Source organism: Proteiniclasticum sp., assembly GCF_003514505.1.
Taxonomy (GTDB): domain Bacteria; phylum Bacillota; class Clostridia; order Clostridiales; family Clostridiaceae; genus Proteiniclasticum.
In genome coordinates this window covers 76,284-103,103 of the sequence record NZ_DOPX01000033.1, presented here as the reverse complement: position 1 = coordinate 103,103, position 26,820 = coordinate 76,284, and the positions used below count along the sequence as shown (strand labels likewise).

The 26,820-nt window shown below is 42.5% G+C and carries 28 protein-coding genes; all 28 read left to right on the top strand.

The annotated features are described in order from the left end of the window. Positions 1–115: 115 nt before the first annotated feature. The 28 genes from DEF30_RS11870 to glgD all read left to right on the top strand — a co-directional run bounded on the left by DEF30_RS11870 (position 116) and on the right by glgD (position 26,816). A complete protein-coding gene (locus DEF30_RS11870; protein WP_294099681.1) occupies positions 116–1,204 on the top strand; it encodes a DNA repair exonuclease in 1,089 nt (362 codons plus the stop codon). After that, on the top strand, positions 1,201–3,714 hold the full coding sequence (locus tag DEF30_RS11865) for an AAA family ATPase (protein ID WP_294099680.1): 2,514 nt from the start codon (positions 1,201–1,203) through the stop codon (positions 3,712–3,714). Before DEF30_RS11870 ends, DEF30_RS11865 begins: the two co-directional genes overlap by 4 nt. Before the next feature lie 103 nt (positions 3,715–3,817). Continuing rightward, the gene (locus DEF30_RS11860) at positions 3,818–4,237 is read left to right on the top strand and encodes a CBS domain-containing protein (RefSeq protein WP_074909196.1); all 420 of its coding nucleotides are present in this window, start codon (positions 3,818–3,820) and stop codon (positions 4,235–4,237) included. Positions 4,238–4,353: 116 nt separating this feature from the next. Then, complete coding sequence (gene rpsA / locus DEF30_RS11855; RefSeq protein ID WP_294099677.1) at positions 4,354–5,514, top strand: 30S ribosomal protein S1; 1,161 nt, start codon at positions 4,354–4,356, stop codon at positions 5,512–5,514. Continuing rightward, positions 5,515–6,957: an aminoacyl-histidine dipeptidase gene (locus DEF30_RS11850; protein WP_294099674.1), complete on the top strand. Its 1,443-nt coding sequence runs from the start codon at positions 5,515–5,517 to the stop codon at positions 6,955–6,957. A 21-nt stretch (positions 6,958–6,978) separates the two neighbouring features. Continuing rightward, positions 6,979–7,800, top strand: coding sequence for a sulfurtransferase (locus tag DEF30_RS11845; RefSeq protein WP_294099671.1), 822 nt, complete (start codon positions 6,979–6,981; stop codon positions 7,798–7,800). A gap of 22 nt (positions 7,801–7,822) precedes the next feature. Continuing rightward, the gene (locus DEF30_RS11840; RefSeq protein ID WP_294099669.1) at positions 7,823–8,716 is read left to right on the top strand and encodes an aromatic acid exporter family protein; all 894 of its coding nucleotides are present in this window, start codon (positions 7,823–7,825) and stop codon (positions 8,714–8,716) included. A gap of 233 nt (positions 8,717–8,949) precedes the next feature. Next, positions 8,950–9,525 (top strand): Maf family protein, encoded by a 576-nt coding sequence (locus DEF30_RS11835; RefSeq protein ID WP_294099664.1) that lies wholly within the window; start codon positions 8,950–8,952, stop codon positions 9,523–9,525. A gap of 28 nt (positions 9,526–9,553) precedes the next feature. After that, complete coding sequence (gene radC / locus DEF30_RS11830; RefSeq protein WP_031575881.1) at positions 9,554–10,234, top strand: DNA repair protein RadC; 681 nt, start codon at positions 9,554–9,556, stop codon at positions 10,232–10,234. A 22-nt stretch (positions 10,235–10,256) separates the two neighbouring features. Next, on the top strand, positions 10,257–11,270 hold the full coding sequence (locus DEF30_RS11825) for a rod shape-determining protein (RefSeq protein ID WP_031575883.1): 1,014 nt from the start codon (positions 10,257–10,259) through the stop codon (positions 11,268–11,270). Positions 11,271–11,273: 3 nt separating this feature from the next. Further along, complete coding sequence (mreC, locus tag DEF30_RS11820) at positions 11,274–12,122, top strand: rod shape-determining protein MreC (RefSeq protein WP_294099654.1); 849 nt, start codon at positions 11,274–11,276, stop codon at positions 12,120–12,122. Beyond that, on the top strand, positions 12,122–12,610 hold the full coding sequence (locus DEF30_RS11815; protein ID WP_294099652.1) for a hypothetical protein: 489 nt from the start codon (positions 12,122–12,124) through the stop codon (positions 12,608–12,610). The genes mreC and DEF30_RS11815 overlap by 1 nt, the downstream gene beginning before the upstream one ends. Before the next feature lie 136 nt (positions 12,611–12,746). Next, on the top strand, positions 12,747–13,385 hold the full coding sequence (gene minC, locus DEF30_RS11810; protein WP_294099644.1) for a septum site-determining protein MinC: 639 nt from the start codon (positions 12,747–12,749) through the stop codon (positions 13,383–13,385). An 18-nt stretch (positions 13,386–13,403) separates the two neighbouring features. Further along, positions 13,404–14,201 (top strand): septum site-determining protein MinD, encoded by a 798-nt coding sequence (minD, locus tag DEF30_RS11805; protein ID WP_294099642.1) that lies wholly within the window; start codon positions 13,404–13,406, stop codon positions 14,199–14,201. A 12-nt stretch (positions 14,202–14,213) separates the two neighbouring features. After that, on the top strand, positions 14,214–14,477 hold the full coding sequence (gene minE, locus DEF30_RS11800; protein WP_294099639.1) for a cell division topological specificity factor MinE: 264 nt from the start codon (positions 14,214–14,216) through the stop codon (positions 14,475–14,477). 107 nt (positions 14,478–14,584) lie between these two features. Further along, entirely contained in the window at positions 14,585–15,724 is a 1,140-nt protein-coding gene (locus tag DEF30_RS11795; RefSeq protein ID WP_294099637.1) for an FtsW/RodA/SpoVE family cell cycle protein, read from the top strand. Positions 15,725–15,766: 42 nt separating this feature from the next. Beyond that, positions 15,767–17,176, top strand: a complete 1,410-nt coding sequence (locus tag DEF30_RS11790; RefSeq protein ID WP_294099635.1) for a ribonuclease E/G — start codon at positions 15,767–15,769, stop codon at positions 17,174–17,176. A 125-nt stretch (positions 17,177–17,301) separates the two neighbouring features. After that, complete coding sequence (gene rplU / locus DEF30_RS11785) at positions 17,302–17,616, top strand: 50S ribosomal protein L21 (protein ID WP_031575909.1); 315 nt, start codon at positions 17,302–17,304, stop codon at positions 17,614–17,616. A gap of 2 nt (positions 17,617–17,618) precedes the next feature. Next, positions 17,619–17,951, top strand: a complete 333-nt coding sequence (locus DEF30_RS11780; RefSeq protein ID WP_031575911.1) for a ribosomal-processing cysteine protease Prp — start codon at positions 17,619–17,621, stop codon at positions 17,949–17,951. A gap of 4 nt (positions 17,952–17,955) precedes the next feature. Further along, positions 17,956–18,255 carry a 50S ribosomal protein L27 gene (gene rpmA / locus DEF30_RS11775; protein ID WP_031575914.1) on the top strand — a complete coding sequence of 100 codons (300 nt, stop codon included), beginning with the start codon at positions 17,956–17,958 and terminating at the stop codon, positions 18,253–18,255. A gap of 118 nt (positions 18,256–18,373) precedes the next feature. After that, positions 18,374–19,651, top strand: a complete 1,278-nt coding sequence (obgE, locus tag DEF30_RS11770) for a GTPase ObgE (RefSeq protein WP_294099728.1) — start codon at positions 18,374–18,376, stop codon at positions 19,649–19,651. A gap of 11 nt (positions 19,652–19,662) precedes the next feature. Continuing rightward, positions 19,663–19,959, top strand: coding sequence for a ribosome assembly RNA-binding protein YhbY (yhbY, locus tag DEF30_RS11765; RefSeq protein WP_294099629.1), 297 nt, complete (start codon positions 19,663–19,665; stop codon positions 19,957–19,959). Beyond that, positions 19,956–21,140 (top strand): nicotinate-nucleotide adenylyltransferase, encoded by a 1,185-nt coding sequence (gene nadD, locus DEF30_RS11760; RefSeq protein ID WP_294099626.1) that lies wholly within the window; start codon positions 19,956–19,958, stop codon positions 21,138–21,140. Before yhbY ends, nadD begins: the two co-directional genes overlap by 4 nt. Next, positions 21,130–22,089, top strand: a complete 960-nt coding sequence (locus tag DEF30_RS11755; RefSeq protein ID WP_294099623.1) for an RluA family pseudouridine synthase — start codon at positions 21,130–21,132, stop codon at positions 22,087–22,089. The genes nadD and DEF30_RS11755 overlap by 11 nt, the downstream gene beginning before the upstream one ends. Positions 22,090–22,179: 90 nt before the next feature. After that, positions 22,180–22,413, top strand: a complete 234-nt coding sequence (locus DEF30_RS11750) for a hypothetical protein (RefSeq protein WP_294099620.1) — start codon at positions 22,180–22,182, stop codon at positions 22,411–22,413. Between the two features lie 215 nt (positions 22,414–22,628). Then, positions 22,629–24,545, top strand: a complete 1,917-nt coding sequence (gene glgB / locus DEF30_RS11745) for a 1,4-alpha-glucan branching protein GlgB (RefSeq protein WP_294099617.1) — start codon at positions 22,629–22,631, stop codon at positions 24,543–24,545. After that, positions 24,542–25,678, top strand: coding sequence for a glucose-1-phosphate adenylyltransferase (locus tag DEF30_RS11740; RefSeq protein WP_294099614.1), 1,137 nt, complete (start codon positions 24,542–24,544; stop codon positions 25,676–25,678). The genes glgB and DEF30_RS11740 overlap by 4 nt, the downstream gene beginning before the upstream one ends. Before the next feature lies 1 nt (position 25,679). Then, a complete protein-coding gene (gene glgD / locus DEF30_RS11735) occupies positions 25,680–26,816 on the top strand; it encodes a glucose-1-phosphate adenylyltransferase subunit GlgD (RefSeq protein WP_294099611.1) in 1,137 nt (378 codons plus the stop codon). The last annotated feature ends 4 nt before the right edge of the window (positions 26,817–26,820 follow it).

The following is a 26,820-nucleotide window of genomic DNA, read 5'->3' as shown; positions in this document are numbered from 1 at the left end:
TCCATGGAACTCATTATGGCAATTATAGCACAAGGTGCTCCTAAGAAAACAGAACATCTATTCTAAGCATCACAAACATGCTATACTGAATAGAACTAGAGTTCGAGGTGATGTGATGAAAACAGTAAAAATAGTTCAAAGTGGTGATTTTCATCTGGATTCTCCACTGACCCTACATAATATAAATTTCAGATCCCAGCGTAAAGAAGAACTTTTAAATACCGTGGAAAGAATCATTTCACTGGCAGTGAGAGAGAAAGCAGATTTGATCCTGCTGACGGGGGATCTTTTCGATTCCATGAGAGTATCCAGAAAAACGCTTCTTTATCTCCAGAAGGAGTTTATGCGATTTCCAGGGAGAATCTTCATTGCACCAGGAAATCACGACCCCTATATACCCGAAAGCCCCTACAGCACATTTTCCTTCCCGGAAAATGTGCACATCTTCTCCTCCTATGAGGAAGTTTATCTGGAGGAGTTGGATTGTGTTGTCTGTGGTGCTGGGTTCCAATCTGGTTATGTCAAAGAAAGCCTGCTTCAGGGCAGAAGCTGCTCTACTCAGGCTGAGATCCGAATTCTCCTCATGCATGGTGACGTTACAGAAGGGAGTTCTCTATATAATCCAGTGTCAAGCGAGAGCATCCGCCAGAGTGGATTCAGCTATATCGCTTTAGGCCATAGACATTCTTTCTCCGGGATCTTGTCAGAAGGCAGCACACAGTATGCTTACGCAGGGATTCCCGAGGGGCGGGGATTTGATGAAACAGGGGAGAAGGGCGTTCTTGTGGGATCCATCTACAGCAACGGCAGTGCGCTTCAGTTTAAACCGCTGAATAGGAGAACCTACGAAATCCTGGAGGTAGAGATCACATCCCTTTTGACTACCCAGGAAATCTTTTCGAAAATCCGATCCTCTCTTCACAGCGATACCAGTATTTACAAAATACTGCTCCGTGGACAGGTATCGCCCTATCTTTCCATCGATATTGCGCAGCTTTCATTGATGCTCTATGAGAAGCTGCCCGATTTTGAATTGAGAGACGAAACGACCCTAGCTGAAAACACTCTCGCTTTTCCACCACACTCCCTTCGTGGTATTTTCATGGACATCCTCAATGAAAACCGCGAATCATCCGATGCAGAATTCTGGAATGAAGTAGAGAAAACAGGACTTGCTGCACTCTTACCCGGAGGAATGAAATGAGAATACATCAACTGAACATCAAACAGTTCGGGAAACTGAAAGAACTGGAGCTGTCCTTCAACAAAGAGATACAGCTGATCGAAGGTGAAAACGAAGCAGGCAAAAGCACCCTTCAAAGATTCTTTTTATGGATGTTTTACGGAGCCGTTCCCATAAAAGAGTTCAACCTGAATCTACGTGAACTTGCAGTTCCTCATGGTGAAACCTATGCTTTTGGAAGTCTTGAAGTATCCTTTGGCTCTTCTCAACTGATCATCGAAAGAAGAAGCGGCTTGAACAGAAGGGATGATTTCCTTCGCATCTATGAGAAAGGTTCTAAGGAACAGCGTTATTATCAGGAGCCTCTCGGCAAAAGCATCTTTGGACTGACGGTTCATGAATTCATTAAGACATTATTCATGGGATCAGAGACAACGCCTGCTTTCAACGACAAAAATGACGGTCTTTTTATGAAGCTCTCCAATCTTTTGGATTCTGGAGAAGAAGAGGTTTCCTACAAAAAGGCGGCTGAAGACATCGACAGGCAGATTAAAGCACTGAAAAGCGGAAAAAATGCAGGGTCAATTCCTCAATTGCAAGGGGAAATCAGGTCTCTATTTGCAGAGTTGGAGGCATCCAAAAGGATGTTTCTGGAAAAGGAAAAAATCCATAATGAACTGGAAGCATTGGATACTGAACTGATTTCACTCGAGAGGCAGGAGGAACTTCTTTCGGAGCTCCAAGCAAAATCGCGTTTACTTCATAAGAAGTCCGATATCCTGAAGCTGAAAGGCGCCTTGGATGAGCTGAATGAACTCATGGCTGAAAAAGAGAAGAACTGGATTTCTTTAACGGAAGAAGACGCTGGAATGATCCGAGATAAAATAGAACAGTTTCATCTGGTCCAAGAGGAGCTTCTAAAAATGAATGAGGAGCATCAGAGGACGGTTCGTGATCTGGAACTCTATCTTACTTATGAGGAAGACCTGAAACTCATGGACGAAATTAAAGCTGAGACATGGATGCAGCTGGTAGAAGAGGAGCAAGAAGAGCATAGACTGCAACGTGAACTCCTGAAGAATCGAGAGCATCAGGGATACGATCATTCATTTGGCTCTAGAAAAGAAGAAGTGCTTCTTCTTTTAAAAGAATACGAAAGACAATTGAAGTGGCTGAAAAGCACACAAAGAAGCGGTCGATTCCCATTGATTTTGATGCTTTTCATTGCCGCTGCAGTCTTCTCTCTGCTAAGACCTTCAGGGCTGATCTTCAGTACTCACTTTCTCCTGGTTCCAAGTCTCATCATCTATGCGCCTCCGGTTCAGAGGAAACTGAGGTCTCATGTGCTCACAAAAATCAGGCACTCAGAAAAAAAGATTGACCAGATCAGCTCGGAGCTTGGCCTTGATTCCGAAGAAGTACTGAGATCCAAGAAAATTCTCTTGATGTCAGAAAACACGCAGCACCTGAGGATCCTCACCAAAAAGATAGAAGACATAAAGAAAAATAGGGAATACTACTACAGATTATCTGGCACCTCTACACTGAAAGAATTGGTATCCGTGATGGAAACCTGTCAAAAGAACATCAGGCTGCATCAGGAAAGACAAGCCAAAGAGACTATTCTAAAAGAGCGTATCACGCACCAGCAAGATAAAATCTCCATTCTTGAAAGAGACCTTATTTATCATCTTAAGCCCTTAGGGTATGAACCAGATAAATCCAGCATGGAAGACTTCTGGGAAAGTTATGAACTGAACAAAGTCAGAAGGTCCCTTCTTGAGGAGAAAGAAAACCAGCTTCATCTTTCCATCAAAGGACTCATCGGAGAGGAGCCCCTGGAAGAAGTTCTGGAAGAACTGTCTGCCTTTGAAGAGCTTTCTCTTCAAGAGGATATCAGTGAAGAGCTTCTATCTGAGAAAAAACAGCACTTATCGCTGCAGATGGCCAAAATGAAAGCTTCAAAAATGGAGCTTAGTGAAACATACGAAAGACTCCAGTTCAGGGATCCCTATTATCTGGAAGACTATCTGAACACAAAACATATGGAGGAGCAAGGTCTTCACCGGAGGCTGGCAGTGCTTCTGAAAACCAAAGAGCTCTTAATGACTGCAGAAGACCTCCTGAAAAAACAATATGTACAGATCCTGGGGGATGAAGTCACCAGAAGATTTGAACTCATAACGGGTATGAAGAGAACTGTTTTCGTGGAAGACCTTAATAACATGACGTTTCAAGAAGGAACCCATAGGAAAGATGATAAAAAACTTTCCAGTGGTGCTCTTTCCCAGCTTTATCTATCCCTGCGGCTGACCATGATAAAAAGAATCTTTTCCGAGAACTCTGTTCCAATATTTATGGATGAAGTGTTCAACAGCTACGATGATCTTCGTATGGAGAATGCACTGAAGCTTCTTTTAAAAGAGTTCTCCTGCCACCAGGTTTTTATTTTCACAAGCCATAAAAGAGAACGGGTATTTCTTGAAAACAACGCAGAGATTCTTGTACTGCCTCAGAAGAACAACTTATGAAGCAGTTGTAAATAAGTCCTTAATATCTTCTGAATACGATTACTTATCTCCTTGTTGTGGTATAATGAAAGTGTAAATAAATCATGAAAGAGGTACTTTGCATATGAATATTGCTTTTTTCCTTACACCGAAATCAGAGCTGATTTACGAACTGGTTGATTCAACCATGCGACAGGTGCTTGAAAGAATGGAACATCATGGCTATTCGGCCATCCCGATTCTGGATCGTGAAGGAAAATACGTGGGAACCTTAACAGAAGGTGATTTGCTTTGGAAGATCAAAAATACTCCAGGGCTTTCCTTTCGCAACACCAACAAGGTAAAAGTCTCTGATATAGAGCGACGTAAGAAACACGAGGTTGTCACCATCAGTGCAGAAATCAATGACATCATTGTCCTTGCAAGAACTCAGAATTTTGTCCCGGTTGTGGATGATGAAGGTGTGTTTATCGGGATCATCAAGAGAAGTGACATCATTGACTATTGCTATAACCTCATATCCGACAAAAAGATGATTGTATAGTTATTTCCTGTGAAAAGCTGAAGATTCTTCAGCTTTTTTATGTTAGAATTCTTTATATAATGCGCTATTGCAAAGAATAGAAAGGGGGAGGCAGTGAGAAAACTGCCTGCAAGTATATGGATGAACAAATGAATCACGAAATGTCTATGGCTGAAGCAATGGAGGGCTTTACGCTCAATAAAGTAAAAGATGGGGATATCCTCGAAGGTACGATTCTGAAGGTCAATGCTGATGAAGTCATCGTCAATATCAATTATTTTGCAGATGGTGTTGTGCCAAGGGATGAACTCACCAAAGACCATAATGAGAGTCTCCGTGATCTTTATCAGGTGGGAGATTCCATTAAAGTCATCGTACTGAAAGCAGATGATGGGGAGGGCAATGTTCTCTTATCCAAAATACAGGCGGATGCCATCGTCTCCATCGAAGAAGTGGAAGCTGCGTTTAATGACAAGACTCCCTTAAAAGTCAAAGTTATGGATGAAGTAAAAGGCGGACTCAGAATCTTTTACAAGGGTCTCACTGGATTTATGCCAGCTTCTCTTGTCTCCGACAGCTATGTGGAAAATCTGAAAGATTATGCAGGAAAAACCTTGGATGCACTTGTTGAAGAATTTGATGATACTCAGAAAAAACTCATCTTCTCAAGAAAAGCCTACCTGAAACTCCAGGGAGAGAAGAACAAGAAAAAGCTTCTTCAAGCTTTGAAACCAGGAGATACAGTGGAAGGAACCGTAGCAAACATTGCGTCCTATGGAGCGTTCATTGATCTAGGCGGACTAACTGGTCTATGTCATATCAGTGACCTGTCTCACAGAAGAATCGACCATCCGGGTGAAGTGGTCTCCATCGGAGATACAGTAAAAGTGCATGTGATTCGAGTAGATCTGAAAAACGAAAAAATCTCCCTGTCTTTGAAGAATAAAGAGGAAGATCCTTGGATCAAATCTGGTAGCCTTAAAGTGGGACAGTTCTACACCGGCACAGTGCGTAAACTTCTGGATATTGGCGCTATCGTAGAGTTGGAAAATGGTCTGGATGGACTCGTCCATATCTCAGAAATCAGTCAGGAGCATATTTCTCATCCAAGAGAAGTATTGTCTGAAGGAGAGGAAGTCACCGTTAAAATCCTTGAGATAGATGAGGAAAAGAAAAGAATCAGCTTCTCTCTGCGCGAAGGAACCGGTACAGATGAAAGCTACTATGAAGAAGAAGAATCAGTCACACTAGGAGATCTTTTCAAGAATCTTCTGGACCAGCTGAAGGAGGATGAATAAATGAGCGTACTACAGACCTATGAACCAAAGAAAGTGATGCATTATTTTGAAGAGCTGACCAAAATCCCAAGAGGATCCGGTAATGAAAAGGCGGTTTCAGATTATCTGAAAAAATTCGCTGAGGACAGGAATCTTTTTGTGGTGCAGGATGCCGTGATGAACATCCTCATTAAGAAACCAGGTGCTCCAGGTTATGAAAACAGCGTACCTGTGATCATCCAGGGCCACATGGATATGGTGGATGAAAAGAACAATGATACAGTACATGACTTCACAAAAGATCCACTTAAACTCAGAATAGAAGGGGAGCATCTTTATGCCACCGGAACCACATTAGGTGCTGATAACGGTATCGCTGTAGCCTATGCTCTAGCAATCCTCGATCAGGGAGACCTTCCCCATCCTCCTCTGGAAGTGCTCATTACCGTAGAAGAAGAAACCGGTATGCTTGGCGCAGCCTCTGTGGACGGTACTCTTTTTGAAGGGAAAATGCTGATCAACATTGACTCCGAAGAAGAGGGAACATTCCTTGTGAGCTGTGCAGGCGGCGCTAGACAGACCGTGAAGCTTCCATTAGGATACGAAGAGGCCACAGGTTCTGTATACAAGCTTTCCATTTCTGGTCTTCGTGGCGGTCATTCAGGAATCGACATTCCAAAAGAACGCGGAAACTCTAACGTGCTTCTTGGAAGAGCGCTTTACCTGCTCTCCCAGAAATATGATTTTGTTCTTTCAAATCTCCGTGGCGGATCCAAGAACAACGCCATCCCCAGAGAGGCAGAAGCGCTGCTTCTTGTGAAAGGCAATGAGGAAAATCTGACGGTTGCTGTATCAGAAATTGAGACCCTCCTCGGGAAAGAGATCGAGACGCAGGACAGTGGCTTCAAGCTGCAGATCGAAAAATCCGACGCTTCCGGTCCTTTCTATACTCCTGAAACAACAGCCAAAGCCATAGGCCTTCTGTTCACACTGCCTAATGGTGTCATCAGCATGAGCCAGGACATCAAAGGTCTTGTGGAAACATCCCTGAACCTAGGTGTGCTTCATGAGAAGGACAACCATCTTTATTTTGATTTTGCAGTTAGAAGCAGTGTTGGATCTCGAAAAGAAATGGTACTTCAGAAAGTGGATGCCATCGGAAAGGTTTTTGGTGCGGTATCCGAGATCACTTCTTCCTATCCGGAGTGGCAATACGCGAAAGAATCGAGCCTTAGGGATGCATTCATAAGAGTTTATGAAGAAAAATACGGCAAAAAACCTCAGATCGAAGCCATTCATGCAGGTTTGGAGTGCGGTATTCTGGCTGGAAGAATTCCTGGTCTAGATATGATCAGCCTGGGACCAAATCTTTACGATGTGCATACACCCGATGAGCATATGGACCTTGTTTCTGTAAAGAATGTTTATGAGTTCTTACTGGATGTATTGAAAGAACTTAAATAAAAGCGAAGTGGAGTGCGATCGATGAAAAACTTTAAAGACCGTGACTTTCTCATAGAGAACCCAGATCTTATTGTCCTTGATGTGCGGTACAGTATGAGCGATGCCGAGTATGGAAAAAAGTCCTATGCAGCTTCTCATTACAAAGGAGCTCACTTTCTTGATATGGATCAGGACCTGGCGGATGTAGTAGGAACACACGGTGGCAGACACCCTCTTCCAGATATGAAACATTTCGAGGAAAAGTTAAGGTCCATCGGTTTGGAGAACCACAGCCGTGTGCTGATCTATGATGATGGAGACAATTCATCCGCCGGAAGACTCTGGTGGATGCTGAAGTACTATGGTTTGTCTCAGGTGTATGTTCTTCAAGGAGGATTCAAAATGCTTCTTCCTGAAGACCTGACATCAGACAGTTCCGAAACAAAGCGGGGAAATATCACTTTAACAGCGCATCCGGATATGATTGCTCCCATAGAGGAAATCACTGATTATGCGAAAAACGGCTCTCTCTCTGGAAAGCTTCTCATAGACTCCAGAAGCAAGGAGCGTTACCAAGGTTTGGTTGAACCTGTGGACCACAAAAAAGGCCATATTCCCCATGCACTGAACATCTTTTTTAAAGAACATTTCAAGGAAGATCAGACCTTCGATCTGGAGAAAGCAAATAAAAACTTCCATGAAATTCTCCATGTGGATGATGTGATTTTCCATTGCGGGTCCGGCGTGACCGCCTGTACCAATATCATGGCCCTTGATGAACTGGGGAAGAAGTCAAGACTCTACGTCGGCAGCTTCAGTGATTATATCAGCTATGAAGATAACGTGGTGGAAAGGGACGTCTAAGATGAAAAACAGACTCATCGGTATGAGAACAATTAAAACTGCACTCGTTGTGGTACTGTCTTATATTGTTTCTTCCATCATCAATGATGAACTGTCCTTTGCGCTGATTTATGCAGCGGTCATCTGTGTCGAGACTTCTGTGGTATCCAGTTTTAAGATTGGATATAACCGTGTTCTTGGAACCGTGGTGGGGGGAATCATCGGACTTTTCATGTCTTATATACCACTGTATGGTGCCATAACCATGGCAGCAGGTGTAGTCATCACCATCCTTTTTTGCAATCTCCTGGACATTAAGAAGGCTACAGGCATTGCCATCACTCTTGTCATCATCATCGTCACAGGTTCTTCAGAAAGCTCTCCTGCCATCTATGCCATGCAGAGAACGCTGGACACAGTGATTGGTATTGTCATTGCGACCATAATCAACATGCTGATTTATCCACCGGATCAGATGATCCGTGTCCGTGACAGCTTCCAGAAATTCAGGGACACTGCACGGCATGTGGTTGGAGACCTGATACTATACGGAATATCCGATGGATTGGACACCCTTGGAACTCAGCTGGATGGGTTTAAAGACACCTTCAATGAACTGAACAAAGAGCTGTTTATCCTGAAGAAATATGACAAAGAGGAATACGACTACTATACGCTCATGGTAGAAGCATCCGAGAAGGTTTTTATCTATGCAGAGGCAACTTCTCTCAGTGAAACCAATGTGAAAATGACAAAGGATAACCATCAGAAACTATACAAACTCCTCTCACTTGAAATCTTCCAGACAGAGTTTGTCACCATGGAAAGTTCCACAAGAGAGGACATGATTTATAACTATAACCTAGCAAAGCTGATATCTGCTTTGGAGAAGATTCTAAAGGAAAGAACATTTCAGGTGGATAACAGTAAATACTGATTAAAAATACTTCCGATGAACCGGAAGTATTTTTTTATTGCATAAGTTTAAAAGGAAGTCGCATACTATTCTTGTTCCCATATTCTTACGTCCAAAAAACCACCCCTGATGTTTCTCTTAAAGTAACTTTAAATCATACTTACCACCTTGTTTAAAAAATTCTATGATGGTAAACTATTAAGTAGGAATTTTTTGGGTAAAATTCTGTAACAGTCTGGAATGGAGGGATATTTGTGCGTTTTGTATTGGCATCTGCTTCGGCGAGAAGACAAGAACTGCTTCAAAGAATGAACATACCGTATGAAATCATCGTATCTGATTTCGACGAAGACTCCGTTTCTTTTGAGGGCAATCCTAGTGACTATGTGAAAGAACTTGCTATGGAGAAGGCTAACAGTGTCTCAGAAACGCTTTCTGGCGATAGTCTCGTCATAGGTGCTGACACTATTGTTTATGCAAACGGCCAGATTCTTGGAAAACCCAAGAACCGGCAAGATGCGAAGCGAATGATGAAACTGCTCCAGGGCACAGACCACTATGTATATTCAGGTGTTGCACTCATACATCCGGCCCGAAATCTGAAAACTGCTTTTTCCGTGGTCACTACAGTATCCTTTTCCAAAATGGATGACAATGAGATTGAGTTCTATCTCACCAGGGATGAGTGGCAGGATAAAGCTGGCGCATATGGTATCCAAGGCGCTGCGGGTATCTATATCCGTGGGATTCATGGAGATTACTATAACGTCATGGGTTTGCCTTTACAGGAACTTTATACCCGTCTGAGAGAATATTCCTATATCATGTAAATGGGTTGGGCAATCTTTGGAGGATTTTATGGAAAATCGCATCATGGATATGGCCCTTAACGAAAGACCACAGGAAAGACTGCTCCGATATGGCGCTGAAAGTCTTTCCAACAGTGAGCTCCTTGCCGTCATTCTGCGTGCCGGCACTAGAGAAGAGAACATCATTCAGCTTTCACAAAAGGTGATCACTGTGTTCAACGGCATCAACGGACTTCTCGAAGCTTCCCAGGAAGATCTCATGAAGATTCCGGGAATCAAAGAAGCTAAAGCATCCCAGATTTTATCAGTGGCTGAAATGGCCAAAAGATTCCAGACCTATCGAAGCGGAGACAGTTATAAGATCAACGCTCCTGGAGATGCGGCGGATCTTCTTATGGTCGAGCTTAGGGAGTACAAACAAGAGGTGCTGAAAGTGCTTCTGCTTAACACAAAAAACATTGTCATCGGCACTTATAACGCATCCGTTGGAAGTCTCAACTCTTCTATCGTGCATCCGCGTGAGATCTTTAAAGAAGCCATACGCAAAAGTGCCGCATCGATCATCATGGTTCACAACCATCCTTCTGGAGATCCTTCTCCAAGCAGTGAAGACATCGCTGCTACGAGCAGAATCAAAGAAGTCGGAAAAATTGTCGGTATCGACCTTTTAGACCATATCATCATCGGTGATGGGAAATATATCAGTTTAAGAGAAAAGAACTTATTGTAAATTTGAAAGGAGAAAATCATTCATGCGTTTATTTGGAATGAGCAAGGATATGGGAATTGACCTGGGAACGGCTAATACCCTAGTTTATGTAAAAGGAAAGGGGATTGTTCTCAGAGAGCCTTCAGTTGTGGCTTTCAACACCCATACCAACAAGCCTCTGGCTGTAGGTGAAGAAGCTAAAAGAATGATCGGACGTACACCAGGGAATATTGTAGCGGTCCGTCCACTTAAAGACGGTGTTATTGCAGACTTTGACGTGACACAGACTATGCTGAGACAGTTCATTGAAAAGACTGCTTCTAAATCCGCCTTCACTTCTCCAAGAATCATCGTTTGTTTCCCATCAGGAGTTACTGAAGTGGAAAGACGCGCTATTCTGGAAGCAACAAAGCAAGCAGGCGCAAGAGACGTCATCCTCATGGAAGAACCCATGGCTGCCGCCATCGGAGCTGGCCTTCCTGTGGATGAGCCAACAGGTTCTATGATTGTTGATATTGGCGGAGGAACCACTGAGGTGGCAGTCGTTTCCCTGGGTGGTATCGTTGTCGCTAAATCACTCCGCGTTGGTGGAGATGAGATGGATCAGGCAATCATCGCTTACATCAAGAGAGAATACAATCTCATGATTGGAGAAAGAACCGCTGAAGCCATCAAAATGACCATTGGATCTGCTTTCAGAATTGAGGGCCAGGATGAAGCTTATATGGATGTGAAGGGAAGAGATCTTGTGACAGGCCTGCCAAAGGTCATTTCCGTATCAGAAACTCAGATCAGAGAAGCACTTCATGAACCAATCTCTGATATTATTGAAGCCATAAAGACCACACTAGAGAAGACACCACCAGAATTATCTGCAGACATTATGGATAAGGGCATCATGCTTGCAGGAGGAGGGGCGCTGTTAAGAGGTCTTGGAGAACTCATCACCCATGAAACCCATATGCCGGTTGAGATCTCAGATTCTCCACTTGACTGTGTTGTGTTAGGTGCTGGTAAAGCACTGGACAATTTTGACAAAATAGCGCGAAGCTACTAATTAATGTCCAAACTTTTGAAAAACAAGCTGTCAAGACGAATCATTCTCTTGGCAGCTGTTCTCATTGTATTATTCGGGTTCACTGTTTACAAAGATCAGAAAACTCTTATAGAAAGCGGTGCAGGCACAGCCCTTAATCCTGTGCAAAGTGTTCTCTATACTGTAAATAAGCGGATGGAGAGTTTCATTGACTTCTTTCTGCGCTATGAGGAAGTCAAAGAAGAGAATGAGTCGCTTTTATTGGAAAACATTGAACTGAAAGCAAATCTACGAAATTATGAAGCGCTGAAGACGGAAAATGAACGTCTTCGTGAAATGTTCAATTTCAAGAACCGAGCAGACCAGTATGACTATGTGGGGGTGAATGTCATCGGCAGATCCGGTGGCGGGATCATCACTTCCTATATCATAGACAGAGGGGAAGAGGATGGTTTGCTTTCGGGAATGGTGATCATGACAGAAGAAGGAATCGTAGGTCAGATTACAGAAACTGCGAAAACCTGGTCACTTGTTGAAACGCTCTCCAGTGAGAATATTGCCATTCATGTGAAATCAACAGATGATGCTTCCATCAGCGGTATCCTGGAGGGTCATATTGGCAGCGGACAGACCCAGATGGCGAAAATCTCTTTCCTGCCCATTGATTCATCAATCAAAGAAGGCGATACCATTGTAACCTCAGGTCTAGGCAGATTTTATCCACCGGATTTTCTTGTAGGAACGGTGGTAAGAGTAGAAGAAGACAAAGGAAACCTTATGAAAACAGCCATCGTAGAAACTGCTGTTGACTTTAAACGAGCAGCTCAGCTTTTTGTGGTGAAGCCAAAATCCATGGGAGATGTGGAGTACTGATGAGAAAGATATTTATTTTCCTGACTGTACTCCTCTGGCTGCTTCTTGATCAGACTCTTCTGCCTTTTCTGTCTGTCTATGAATCCAGCGGAAGTCTACTGTTTACATTCATGGGGCTCTTCATGCTTATGACGGATGAGCAAGATGCATTCTATATCGGCTTAATCACTGGTGTGATGCAGGATCTCTTTTTCCCCTATGTGTTTGGATTGAATACCCTACTCAATGTTCTGCTTTTTCTGATTCTCTCAAAAATCGGGCTTACACTGAAGGAAGGAAAGAAAACAGTACCGGTCTTTTCTGTATCCATTGCCCAAGGCGTCAAAACGCTCATTATGATTCTTACGCTCTGGATCTTTGGGATAAAAGGGAATTACTATGCTCTTCTCATCATGCCGCTTTACACCGCTGTACTTGGCATACTTCTGTACCGCCCCTGTGTGTCTTACAGCAGAATACCGATTGTAAAGAAAGAATGGAGATTTTAACTTGCTTTTTAAAGCAAGTTCTTTTTTTTGATGAAAATTTGTCAATTTCCAGGTTTTTCCTGATTAGAGTAGAATTATTCTTATAAATCCTTTAAAATAGATTCTAGATGTATTTTTAAGCATTTGGAGGAACTCAATGAGCACTATGGACCGCATTCAGATGAAAGGAAACCGTAAAGGCCTGAATCTCATCATAAACCTGCTGGAATTCAATTCTTTTGAAGAACTGATTGAAGCAGTCAAATCAAAACTGGAACCTGTTAAAAATTTCTACAGCGGAAATGCTGTCTATGTTACAACGTACCCCATCCGGCTGAAAGAAGAGGAGAAAGCACTGCTGGAAAAACTCCTTTATGATACCATTGCACTGTCAAGTGTCACTTTTGAAGAATCCAATCGTAAGGAGGATCTCCCTTCTATATTCGATGGCGTCGAAGAAGGCCCAACGAAGTTCATCACAAGATCTCTTCGGGGCGGTCAGATGATAGAATATAAAGGCAATGTCGTTGTAGTGGGAGATGTTCATATCGGGGCGGAAATATTCGCCGAAGGAAATATTGTGATTTTAGGCCAGCTAAAAGGAAGAGCCTTTGCAGGAACTTCCGGAAATGAGAAAGCTTTTGTAGCAGCTCTCAAACTTACACCGGCCCTCATGTCCATAGCCGGCACCTTTGCCCGCTCGGCAGAAAATGAACCAAACTTCCCAGAAGTGGCAAAACTTGTAGATGGGAACATCTATGTGGAACCTTACATCCCAACAAAGTTTGAATATTAGAAAGAAGGAGAGACTTAAATGCCAGAATCCATTGTAATCACATCCGGAAAGGGTGGGGTAGGCAAGACCACCACCACAGCCAATATAGGTACAGCGCTTGCCCAGCTCGGTCACAAAGTCGTCGTCATCGACGGGGATACAGGACTTCGTAATCTTGATGTCCTCATGGGGCTCGAAAACAGAATTGTATATACACTTCTTGATTATTTTGAAGGAAGATGCAAACTGAAGCAGGCCCTGATCAAAGACAAGCGTCTTCCTCATTTATGTCTTCTGCCTACGGCTCAGACCCGTGACAAGAACGACATCTCTACAGACCAGATGATCGGACTCATTGAAGAGCTGAAGAAAGAGTTTGATTACATTCTCATTGACTCTCCTGCAGGTATAGAGCAGGGCTTTGAGAATTCTGTGGCTGCTGCAGACAGTGCCATCATCGTTGTCAATCCCGAAGTCACTTCTGTAAGAGATGCGGACCGTGTCATCGGAAAGCTTGACTCCAAAGGGATTGAGAACCATAAGGTCATCATCAACAGACTGAACTATGAGATGACAGAAAATGGGGAAATGCTGAATGTAGAAGATATTTTGGAGATTCTCTCTGTAAAACTGCTGGGTATCGTTCCTGATGATCGAAACATCACAATTTCCACCAACAGAGGAGAGCCCATCGTAACCGTTGAAGGAACCTTGGCGGGAACCGCCTTTATCAACATCGCAAAGAGAATCACCGGTGAAGAAGTGCCTCTACTGAACCTGAAACCAGAGGAACTCGGATTCTTCGGAAAAATATCCAAGTTATTCAAAAAAAAGTAGAGGGGGTACGGCATGGATATATTTAGCTTCTTTAAAAAGAAAAGCGGATCTAAAGATACCGCGAAGGACCGTCTGAAACTGATTTTAATGCACGACAGAGGAGATGTTTCTCCCGAACTTTTAGAGAATATCAAAAATGATATTCTGGAAGTTCTGAGAAAGTATGTGGAAATCGACATAGACCAGGAATTGGACCTGCAGATTACACAGACTGAAAGTGAGTTTGGCTCAGTACCTGCTCTAGTGGCAAACATTCCGATCCGAAAGAAAAAATAGGCTAAATCCTAAGAAAATGTTAAATTGAAAGTGAGAGTTGTATGAGTTACTATAATAATGCATACAACTTTTATTTTTTGTATCCATAAGGGAAGGGATTTTAACACATGAATGTACTCAAAGCTCTGATCATTGATCGCAAAGATCTCAAAGAACTGGATTTCGGCATGCTGCTCAGTGCAGTGGCGATTCTGTTCTATGGTGTCTTCAATATATATACTGCTACGAACTTCTATTATGCAAGACTTCAGCTTATCTGGCTTGTTCTGTCCCTGGGCGTCGTTTATGTGATTCTTCTTATGGATTATCGGAAAGTTTATAAAATAGTGGATGTATTCTACTGGATTGTAATACTTCTACTTGTAATGGTTCTCTTCACTTCCAAAGTGAAAGGAGCTGCAGGGTGGTTCAGTATTGGTTCAAGAGGATTCCAGCCAGCGGAGTTTGCAAAACTCACCACGATGCTGATGGTCGGAAAAGAACTTCAGAAAGTGGACGGAAACATCAACAATCTGAGAAACTTCATGAAGGTGACTTTTTATGCCGCACTGCCAATGATCCTTATGATGCTTCAACCCGAAATGGGCATCACAATGATCACATTTTTCATTGTGTTGGGCATTTATTTCGCAGCTGGTCTGTCTCTAAAGGTTATTTTTGCTGGATTTGGTTTTGTCGCAATGTCTGTCATCATTGTGCTTCAGACCAACTTTCTACCTGCTCACTGGAGTGCCAGACTCACAAGTTTTCTATTCAATGAAGGAAGTGAGCTAGGTATAAACTATCAGCTCAGTAGAAGCGTCATCAGTATCGGTTCAGGACAAGTCTCTGGAAAATTCAATTTTGGTCAATTTCTTCAGGACATGACTGTATCCACACAATCCAGCACTCAATTTTTCAATCGTGTTCCAGAGAATCATACGGACTTTATATTTTCTGTGCTCGCAGAAAATTTCGGTCTCATAGGTGGGGTCACACTGCTCCTGCTCTATGGATTTCTCCTGTATCGCATGATTAGAATCGCCAAGAAGTCCGAAGATATTTTCGGCAGCACCATTGCTGTTGGTGTATTTTCATCTTTCTTGTTCTCCATTCTTCAAAATGTAGGTATGACCATGGGACTCATGCCCATATCAGGGATCACACTTCCACTGGTTTCTTACGGGGGAAGCTCTGTGCTGACTACGTTTATTGCCATCGGAATGGTCCTCAATGTAGGCATGAAAAAGAAAACAACTCTTTTCTAGTAAGTATGCTGAGGTCTAAACTCCTCAGAAAGGTAGAATAAAATGATTGAACTGTTTATAGAAGATGATGTACATCGTCGAATTGTATTAAAAGACCGAGGCACCATGACTGAATTTTACGTGGAAGATGCCAAGAGAAGCATTCAGCCCGGAGACCTCTATCTTGGAATTATTAAAAAAAAGGTAAACTCTCTGAAATCTGTATTTATTGACATTGGTGCAAAAAAAAATGCCTATCTCTATGTTCAGGATTTCCAAAGATTTCAGGATTACAAAGAAGGTCAGAGCGTCCTTGTGGAAGTACTGAAAGAAGAGGAAGGCTCCAAGGGAACGAAGGTCACAGATAAAATTTCCATTGGTGGAAAGTACGTGGTTTTATTCCCCGGAAAAGGTCTCGGGTTTTCTAAAAAACTCAATCGCGATCTTTTTCTTGAAGCTCATGGAAGCTTCACATCGGTAGAGGGCTACCGCGTTCTGTTCCGGGAAGCATCCATGGATGCGGCAAGAGAAGATATTGTGGAAGAAATAAAGCAGATCACCCACTCCTTTAATGAAGTGTATCAAAAAGCTGAAACCGGAGCAGGACCTCTGAGACTTCATGGACAAAGCTCTGTTCTTTCAAGAATTCTGCGGGACAACTTCTCAAAAATACAGATGATCTATGTCAATACAAGAAGCCTGCAGAGAGAGCTGGAAGAAGAATATGGAATTCCATCACTGCTTCACAAGAGCGAACGAAGTCTTTTTGATTTCTACGGTATTGAGAACGAACTGGAAAATCTCCGGAATCGAAAAGTCTATCTCAAAGATGGCGGGAATATTATCATTGAAGAAACTGAGGCCATGGTGGTTATTGATGTGAACAGCGCCAAGCACAAAGGATCCCAGAGCAAAGAAGACTTTGTGATGGAGGTGAATTTTCAGGCTGCAGAGGAGATTGCCCGTCAGATCAGACTCAGAAATTTATCAGGAATCATCCTCATAGACTTCATCGATGTGAAAAATGATGCGCAGAAAATTCTTCTGAAGGAAGCAGTGGAAAAAGCATTTCTGGAAGATCCACTCTTTGGCAAATGTTATCCCATCACAGATTTGGGACTTCTGCAGCTGACAAGAAAGAAAAAGGGGTATCCCGTCTATACTTATCTTGAGGAGCCTTGCACTTTCTGTAAAGGATCTGGTAGAAGACTTTCGTTCACCTATGTCATGATGCGTATCAAGAATGAACTGGCAAGCAAGACTGAGCAGATCGACATCAAAGATTTCCACATTCAACTGCATAAGCATTACGAGAAAAATGTCAGAGAGGACATGACCTCTTTTATCCATACGATTGATTCGGGCGAGAAAAGAATCTATCTGGAATTTATAGATTCCCACCTGGATTATGATGTTCTTCCTCTGGTTTTCAAAAATCAGATCCAAGAGATGGAAAAATATTTGATCACATAGCAACTTATCCTTTACATTGCAATGTAAGATTGTTATAATACTTTGTAGGCCGCTCCGAAGAGGTTTTGTTAAACAGCTCTAAGCTGTACCTTGAAGGCGAGTACTGATATGAGGAGGTGTTTCATATGTATGCAGTTTTAAACACAGGTGGTAAGCAGTATAAGGTATCTGAAGGAGATATTCTCAGAATTGAGAAGATTTCTGCAGAGCTGAATTCTACTGTAGAACTCACTGATGTTTTGGCAGTTTCCAACGGAGAAGGTGAATTGACCATTGGTAACCCTGTAGTAGAGGGTGCTAAGGTTGTTGCGAAGGTTCTTGCTCATGGTAAGGCGAAGAAGGTTGTTGTCTTCAAGTTCAAGCCTAAGAAGGACTATAGAAAGAAGCAGGGTCACAGACAGCCTTTCACAAAGATTCTGATTGAGAAAATCGAAGCGTAATCATGATTGAAGTCCGATTTTTAAGAAAATCCGGTAATCTGATCTCGTTCACTTACGAAGGTCATGCAGACTATGATGAATATGGCAAAGACATTGTATGTGCAGCAGTTACAGCACAATGTATGATGGCATATAATGGTCTGGATGAAGTGCTCAAAGTGAAAAACAAGATTGATCTTCACGAAGATGGCGGTTATTTATCCGTCAGCATCGATGGTGCAGATGCTTCTGAAAAGAAGGATGCCCAAGTGATTATGGAGACATTGCTATTAGGAATCAAAGCAATTAAATTGCAGTACGGTCATTTTATTAACCTAATTGAAGAGGAGGTGTAACACCATGCTTATATTAAACCTTCAGTTTTTTGCTTCCAAAAAGGGAGTAGGAAGTACAAGGAATGGTAGAGACTCTGAGGCGAAAAGACTTGGAGTGAAGTCCGCTGACGGACAGTTTGTTCTTGCAGGAAATATTCTCGTTAGACAGAGAGGAACAAAGATTCACCCAGGCACCAACGTGGGCAGGGGAAGCGATGATACTTTATTCGCTAAAGTTGATGGAGTCGTAAGATTCGAAAGACTTGGTAAGGATAGAAAGAAAGCGAGTGTTTACCCAGTTGAACTGGAAGCAGTTGCAGAATAGTTAGCTTGAATGGGCCTGCTTTATGCAGGCCTTATTTTTTGGAAAGAGAAATCACGAAACAAGTGATTTGTAGTATAATAGAAAAAAACCAGATAAGGTAGGTGAGAAGGCTATGAATATGTTTATAGATATTGCAGATATTTTTATTAAAAGCGGCGATGGTGGCGACGGTGCTATTTCCTTCAGAAGAGAAAAATACGTTTCTCATGGTGGTCCAGACGGCGGTGACGGCGGACGTGGTGGTGACATCATTTTCGTAGTAGACCCTTCGATGACAACACTTCTAAATTTCAAGTATAAAAGAAAACACGAAGCAGGCCGCGGAGAAAACGGCGGTAAGAACAAGTGTTATGGCAAAGATGCGGAAGACCTCATTATTCCTGTTCCACTAGGAACTGTCATCAAGGACAAAGAAAGCGGAAAAATCATTTCTGATCTTTCAAAAGTTGATGACAAGTATATCGTTCTAAAGGGCGGAAAGGGCGGAAAAGGAAACACCAAATTCGCCACCCCCACAAGGCAGGCTCCAGACTTTGCTGAACCAGGTATGCCTGGAGAGGAACGTCATGTGACACTGGAACTGAAACTTCTGGCAGATGTGGGCCTCTTAGGGTTCCCGAATGTCGGTAAATCCACGCTTTTATCCAAGGTATCCAAAGCCCAGCCAAAGATTGCCAATTATCATTTCACCACTCTGGAACCGAATCTAGGTGTAGTCGCAATGCCAGGAATCAATCCTTTTGTCATTGCAGACATCCCCGGAATTATTGAAGGAGCTTCTGAAGGTGTTGGTCTTGGGATACAGTTCCTGCGCCACATAGAACGTACCCGTCTTCTTCTACATATCGTAGATGTTTCAGGTATTGAGGGAAGAAATCCAGTGGAAGACTTCATCAAAATCAATGAAGAATTAAAGAAATACAAATTGGATCTCACAGACAGACCTCAGATTGTGGTCATGAACAAGTTGGATCTCCTCTTTGATAAATCTTACTTGGATGAGTTCAGAAAAGAGATTGAAAGTCTCGGTTATTCTGAAATCTATGCCATTTCCGCTGCTACAGGGGAAGGCGTTGCAGAAGTTATGAAAGCATGTGCTCAAAAGCTTCAGACAATTCCAGTGACAGAAACCATCTATGAGGTGGAAGACTTCTTTATTCCTGAAATCAAACAGTTCACCTATGATGTGGAGATTGATGAAGATGGTGTATTTGTTGTCTCGGGTTCTTTCGTGGACAGACTGCTTTATGCCGTTGACATCCATAACCCAAGCCATTTGAGATACTTCCATAAAGTGCTTGGAAACAAGGGAGTTCTTGATCGCCTCAAAGAAATGGGTATTGAAGACGGAGACTTTATCAGACTCAATGATTTTGAATTTGAGTATTACGCATAGGAGGAACTTACATGATTTCAACAAAGCAAAGAGCGTATCTTAGAAGCTTAGCCAATCAGATTGACCCGATTTTTCAGGTTGGAAAGGGGGGCATTGAAGCTCCTTTTATCCGACAGGTAGAAGATGCTCTTGAAAAAAGAGAACTGATCAAAATCCATGTGCTGGAAAACAGCGGTATGGATGCAAGAGAAGCCCATGATCAGCTGGTAAGTGCAATCGGATGTGAAGGCATTCAGATTATTGGCTCGAAGATTGTGCTCTATAAAGAAAGCAAAAACAATAAGAAAATAGAACTTCCAAAAAGATGAACATCGGCATCCTAGGGGGGACCTTCAACCCCGTTCATCTAGGCCATCTTTATATGGCTGAAGAAGCTATGAAAAATTTGAAGCTTGACCACGTGATTTTTATGCCTAATTTCATCCCCCCTCATAAAGAAAATACTTCTGTTTCGGCTGATGAACGTGTGAAAATGCTTCATCTTGCACTATCAGACCATCCTGATTTTTCAGTTTCTACCTTTGAGATTGAAAAAGCCGGCGTCAGCTACACCTATGAAACAGTAGAAGAACTTCATAGAAGGCATCCTTTGGATACCTTCTTTTTTATCATTGGCGAAGATTCTTATGTTAATTTCTGGAAATGGAAAAACCCTGGCAGAATCCTCAAGTATGTGGAGGTTGCCGTCATTGAACGGAGTGGATTTTCAAAAGATGCATCCCGTAAAACCGATGAACTTTTCCGTCAAAATCATAAAGAAGCTTTCCGCATCCAGTCTGAAACGGTTGATATTTCCAGCACAGACATCAGAATCAGGCTGAAGGAGGGTGAGGATGTCTGTGAGCTTCTCCCCAGAAAAGTGGCAGAGTATATTGAAGAGAAACATCTTTACCAGTGCCATCCTTGGACATTCCAACAGCTGCAGGCCTATGTGAAGGACCATGTGAAGCCCTCCAGATACCTTCATATTGAAGGCGTGATGGAAGCTGCCCTGATCCTTTCTGACCTCTATGGCGGGAATAGGGACACCATCGCTCTTGCAGCCCTATGTCATGATATGCTGAAAGATCATGAAGACTCCAACCTTTTAGAACTCATCCTTCGGTATGGGGAAGTACCAGTTGATGATGGGAACTCTCCCCAAATCCTTCATGCACAGGCAGGTGCGATTTATCTGGAGCATGTCTGTTGTATAAGAAATGAAGAACTGTTGAACGCAGTGCGGTACCACACCACGGGACGAGCTCAAATGGGTCTTACTGAAAAAATAATATTTATTGCAGATTATATAGAAAAAGGCAGAAACTTCCCTGGTGTGGAAGAGCTTCGTAAACTCGCACAAGAGAATCTAGACAAGGCAGTGCTCACTGCACTGTCAGGCACCATTAGGCATCTGGAAAGCTTGAATAAGCCTGTAGCTGCAATCTCCAGATCAGCAATGGAATACTATGAAAAAGTGCTGAAGGAAAGGACCAATCATGAACGATAGAGAGAATCTACAATCCATTGAAAAAGCCATCCCTCTTACCTATGTGGGAGAAAAAATCAAAACCTACCTGAAAGATGAACTGGGACTGTCCACGAGATTTGTGAGAAGTGCTGCACTTTCCAGGCGGATCCTGATCAACGGAAAAACGGTAAAACTCGATTATATACTAAGGGAAGAAGATCAGCTTCGAATCCATTTGGAGGCGAAGGAGCATCAGGAAATCGAAGCGGAAGATATTCCCATCCATGTGGTATACGAAGATGATGCGATTTTGGTCCTGAACAAAGAGCCTTATATGGTGGTACATCCAACGAAATCCTATCAAAGCGGCACGCTCAGCAATGCTGTGATGCACCATTATAAAAGCAATGGAAAAAGCACCATCATCAGACTGGTATCAAGACTTGACATGAACACCTCCGGGCTTATCATTCTTGCCAAAAACCAGTTTGTGCATTCCCGAATTTCTCAGGACATGCAGGCTGACTTATACGAGAAGTATTATGTGGCCATTGTGAAAGGAGCGTTCCCTGAAGAAACTACATTAATTGACCTGCCCATCTACAGGGACGAAGAGGGAGCCTATCAAAGGGTTGTGGATGAAAGAGGCCAAAGAAGTCTGACAGAGGTAAAAGTTCTCCACTACGCAGACGGATATACTCTGCTTCTTCTAAAGCTACTGACAGGCCGCACCCATCAGATCCGCGTTCATCTCAGTCATCTCGGATTCCCCATAATCGGAGATGAGCTTTATGGTGGAGATCTCTCCATCATGAAAAGACAGGCTCTTCACGCCGTTTATCTTTCTTTTAGGCATCCAGTGACTGAAGAAACGATGAACGCCTACGCAGAGGTTCTAGATGACTTTAAGGAAGCCGCACAGAGTCTTGGACTGGATCTGGATACAATTGATAATGAAATCGCAAAATTACAGGTTGTGGAAAGCTGAGGCTTTTCACAACCTTTTTTTACGTTGTATTTTCATAATTTTCATAAAATAATGTTAGAATGAAACTACAAAAGCGGAAGGAGAATTTAGATGAGAACTCATAAAAAACCACATTCCTCCTCATTCAATCCCATCTTGGATGAATATAAGGAGAAAGAGAAAAAAATCATGGAGAATGATTGCATCACAGGAAGCACTTATGAAGAAAAGGAGAAAAAGGCTGTTTCCAATTTCCGAAGAAACCGCACACTGTATTTGCTCACGCAACTTATGTTTATTCTAGGAATACTCATCGCCCTTATTCTTTGGGTAACGAGAGAGTAAAACCTCGATTCCAATAAACTGTATATATCAGTAAAAATGGCTTATTTCCTACTTTTGCACTATTAGAACCAGTGGAAATATGGTATATTATAAATAGAAAATAGTAAATATTCTCACATTATCACATAGTTTTTTTGCGTGATTAGTACAATTGAATAAGCAAGCAAAATTCTAGCGCTGATAATAGCACTGTATTCGATACATGGGAGGAAGCTATGGCAAAGACAAAAGACGATCCAAACAAGGTATTAAACACGGAATTCAACCACTATCTGTTCAACACTGGAAACCACAGGAGGGCCTATGAGTTTATGGGCGCTCATGTCATTGAATTTGAAGGGAAAAAGGGTGTACAGTTTACAGTTTGGGCACCAAACGCACAGAATGTAACCCTTGCTGGAGATTTTAACAATTGGGGTTATGAGGAGATGTTTCCACAAGGCTCCACAGGAATCTGGACCTGTTTTATAGAAGGTCTGGGCGAGAATGTCCTGTATAAATACAGAATTAGAAGACATGATGGGTATGAGTTTTTAAAAGCGGACCCCTATGCCTTTTACTCCGAGCTTCGTCCAAAAACTGCTTCCGTTGTAAAGGATCTGGATGGTTTCAAATGGACAGATGGCAACTGGCGAGGAAGAAGCAAAAGAGTGCCTGTGAATGAAAAACCAATGAATATCTATGAAGTACATCTGGGATCCTGGAAAAGACATTGGGACGGAACATTCTTTACCATTGAAGAGTACACCAAAGAACTCATCCCCTATGTTAAGGAAATGGGATACACACACATTGAGCTCATGCCGCTGATGGAACATCCTTTAGACGATTCCTGGGGCTATCAGATTACCGGGTACTACAGTATGACCTCTCGTTATGGTGAACCTAAAGATCTTATGGCCTTTGTGAATGAATGCCATAATGAGGGAATCGGTGTAATCATGGATTGGGTCCCTGCTCATTTTTGCAGAGACGCCCATGGTTTGCTTCTCTTTGACGGAACACCAACCTATGAATACCAGGATCCGAATAAAGCAGCCAACAACAGATGGGGAACCACCCATTTTGATTACGGAAAACCACAGGTCCACAGTTTTCTGCTCTCCAACGCTCTATTTTGGATGGATCTTTTCCACATAGATGGACTTCGTGTAGATGCTGTATCTGCAATGCTTTATCTCGATTATGACGATGGACCCTGGACTCCAAACATGTATGGTGGGAACACAAATCTGGAAGGGGTAGACTTTCTTAAAAAGCTCAACACGGTCATCAAAGAAGAGTATCCTGCTGCACTGATGATCGCTGAAGAAAGTACTGCTTTTCCGCTGATATCCCACGAAATTGAAAAGGGTGGGCTTGGATTTACTCATAAATGGAACATGGGATGGATGAATGACATCTTAAGGTATTTCGAGCTGGACCCATTATACAGAAAGAATCACCATAACCTGATCACTTTTTCTTTTATGTATGTGTTCAATGAGAACTTTATCCTGCCCATGTCCCACGACGAAGTGGTCCACGGCAAAAACTCTCTGCTCAATAAGATGCCTGGTGATGAAATCATGAAATTCCGTGGCCTTAGAACACTCATGACTTATATGATGTGCCACCCTGGCAAGAAAATCAGTTTCATGGGCAATGAGATTGCACAATGGATGGAGTGGAGATTCAGAGAAGGTCTGGAATGGATTGGACTGAAACATGAAAACCATCAGAAACATCAACACTTTGTGAAAGTGCTTAATTCAATCTACAAAGATCATAAAGCTCTTTACGAGATTGATGATTCCTATGATGGCATCGATATTTTGGATGCGGACAACAAAGAGGAGAGCTTATTCACTTTCATCCGAAAAGGGAAGAACACCAGAGATTTTCTTTTGGTGATCTGCAACTTTGTGCCCGTGGAGAGACAGGGAGTGAAAGTTGGCGTTCCTTTTGAAGGTCAGTATGAAGAACTCCTCAATACAGAGCTGAAAGAATATGGCGGAACTTGGGACTATTCCCAAAATGCCTATCAGACAAAAGATGAAATGATGAACGGTAAAGACTTCTCCCTGGAAGTGACCATTCCACCATTATCCGTTCTTATCATAAAACCTAAAAGAATAAAGGGGGCCAAATGATGAAAACAGAAATTCTAGCAATGATCCTTGCAGGTGGCCAAGGCACGAGACTTGGTAAGTTCACCAAAAATATTGCAAAACCAGCCGTTCCTTTCGGTGGTAAATACAGAATCATCGATTTTGTTCTTTCCAACTGTGCCAACTCCAACATGAATACCGTTGGTGTACTGACCCAGTACCAGCCGCTGATTCTCAATACCCATATCGGTATTGGCGCACCTTGGGACATGGACCGTGGGACCGGTGGTGTCACCATCCTTCAGCCCTATGCCAGCGCCACCGAAGAAAAATGGTTCAGAGGAACCGCCCATGCGATTTACCAGAACTTTTCCTATATTGAAGATTACGATCCAGATTTCGTTTTGATTCTCTCCGGTGATCATATATACAAAATGAACTATGAAGCGATGCTGGATTATCATAAAGAGAAAGAAGCGGCGCTCACCATCGCTGTCCTTGAAGTTCCTTGGGATGAAGCATCAAGATTTGGTATCATGAATACGGACAGCGAACTTAAAATCGTTGAATTTGAAGAGAAACCTGCAAATCCAAAATCCAACTTAGCCTCCATGGGTATTTATATTTTCAACTGGAAGATGCTGAGAAAGTATATGAATGAAAGCATCAACGCCGGAAAGAATATGGACGACTTCGGCAAGAATGTCATACCCGAGTTTTTGGATGCAAAAGAGAGGGTATATGCTTATCCTTTCAAAGGTTACTGGAAAGATGTAGGTACTCTTGATTCACTTTGGGAAGCGAATATGGATCTTTTGGATCAGGACTCAGCCCTTCAGATCAATGACAGGTCCTGGAAAATCTACTCCAAAAATCCATCCATGCCGCCTCAATACCTGTCCAAAACTGCAGATGTCAAAGATTCACTAGTGGTGGAAGGATGCATTGTCCACGGAAAAATCAGAAAATCCATTCTGTCACCAAAGGTTATCGTGGGCGAAGGGACAGAAATCTATGACTCCGTCATCATGGAGGATGTCAAGATTGGAAAGAATTGTGTCATCAGGAAGGCCATGATTGGCTCCCATGCAGTGATTCCAGACAACTCTGTCATCGACGAAAAAGGTGAAATCGCCGTTGTGGGCGAACACGAAATCTTCAAGGGAGGGAACTAATATGCCAAGAAATAAATTATTCGGGGTTGTAAACCTCACAGAAAATGATTATTACATGAAGCAGCTCACCATCAACAGACCATTGGCATCTGTTCCATATCTTGGAAGATACAGACTCATTGACTTCACCTTATCGAATCTGGTGAATGCGGGTATCGATACCGTTGGTATTTTTTTAAATGATAAGTACCGTTCCTTAATGGATCATATCGGTAATGGAAAAGAGTGGAACCTCGACCGCAAAAAAGGAGGCGTATTCTACTTCTCTCCTTATTCTACGCCTGACATCCACAGCTCTTTAAGAGGAGACTTATCCACCTATTTTTCAAACATTGATTATTTGACAGAAGCCTCCGCGGATTATGCGGTCATCATGGGAACGTCCATGGTATGCAATATTGATTTAAAGGAAGTCTTTAAAAATCATCTGAGCACCAAAGCCGACATCACTGTTGTCTATAAGAATATTGCCGAGGACGATTTGGGCTTTGAAAGATGCAATACTGTAACGACCAATGAATACGGCTCAGTCACTGCTTTTGGGAAAAACATCAGACGACCTGATATGCTTTCCGAAAGAAAAAAAGTTTCTATGGAGATTTTTATCGTGAAAAAAGAACTTCTTGTAGATATGATCACTGATGCGGTGACCACAGGAGAAAATGTCTATCTTACAGAAGTACTGCACGATGCAGTGACCAAATATAAGGTTCGTGGTTATGAGTTCAAAGGATATCTGAAAAACATCGGATCCATTGAGAACTACTTTGAAGCAAGCATGGATATGCTTGATGAAGATCATATCGAAGAGGTTTTCTTTGGAGAGAATAAAATCAAAACAAAAGTAAAAGATGAAACGCCCACCTACTATGCTCCAGAAAGTAAGGTAGAGAACTCTCTGATTGCCAATGGATGTAAGATTGAGGGCACTGTTATCAATTCCATTATCTTCAGAAGAGTCCATGTAGCCAAAGGCAGTGTTGTGAAGGACTCCATCATTATGCAAAACTCTGAAGTAAGAGAAAACTGCAGTCTGGAAAATGTCATTACGGACAAACAGGTCATTTTAACCAGTGAAACTGAACTGAAGGGAAGTCCAAAGAATCCACTTGTGGTCAGCAAGGGCTCCGTTCTATAGGAGG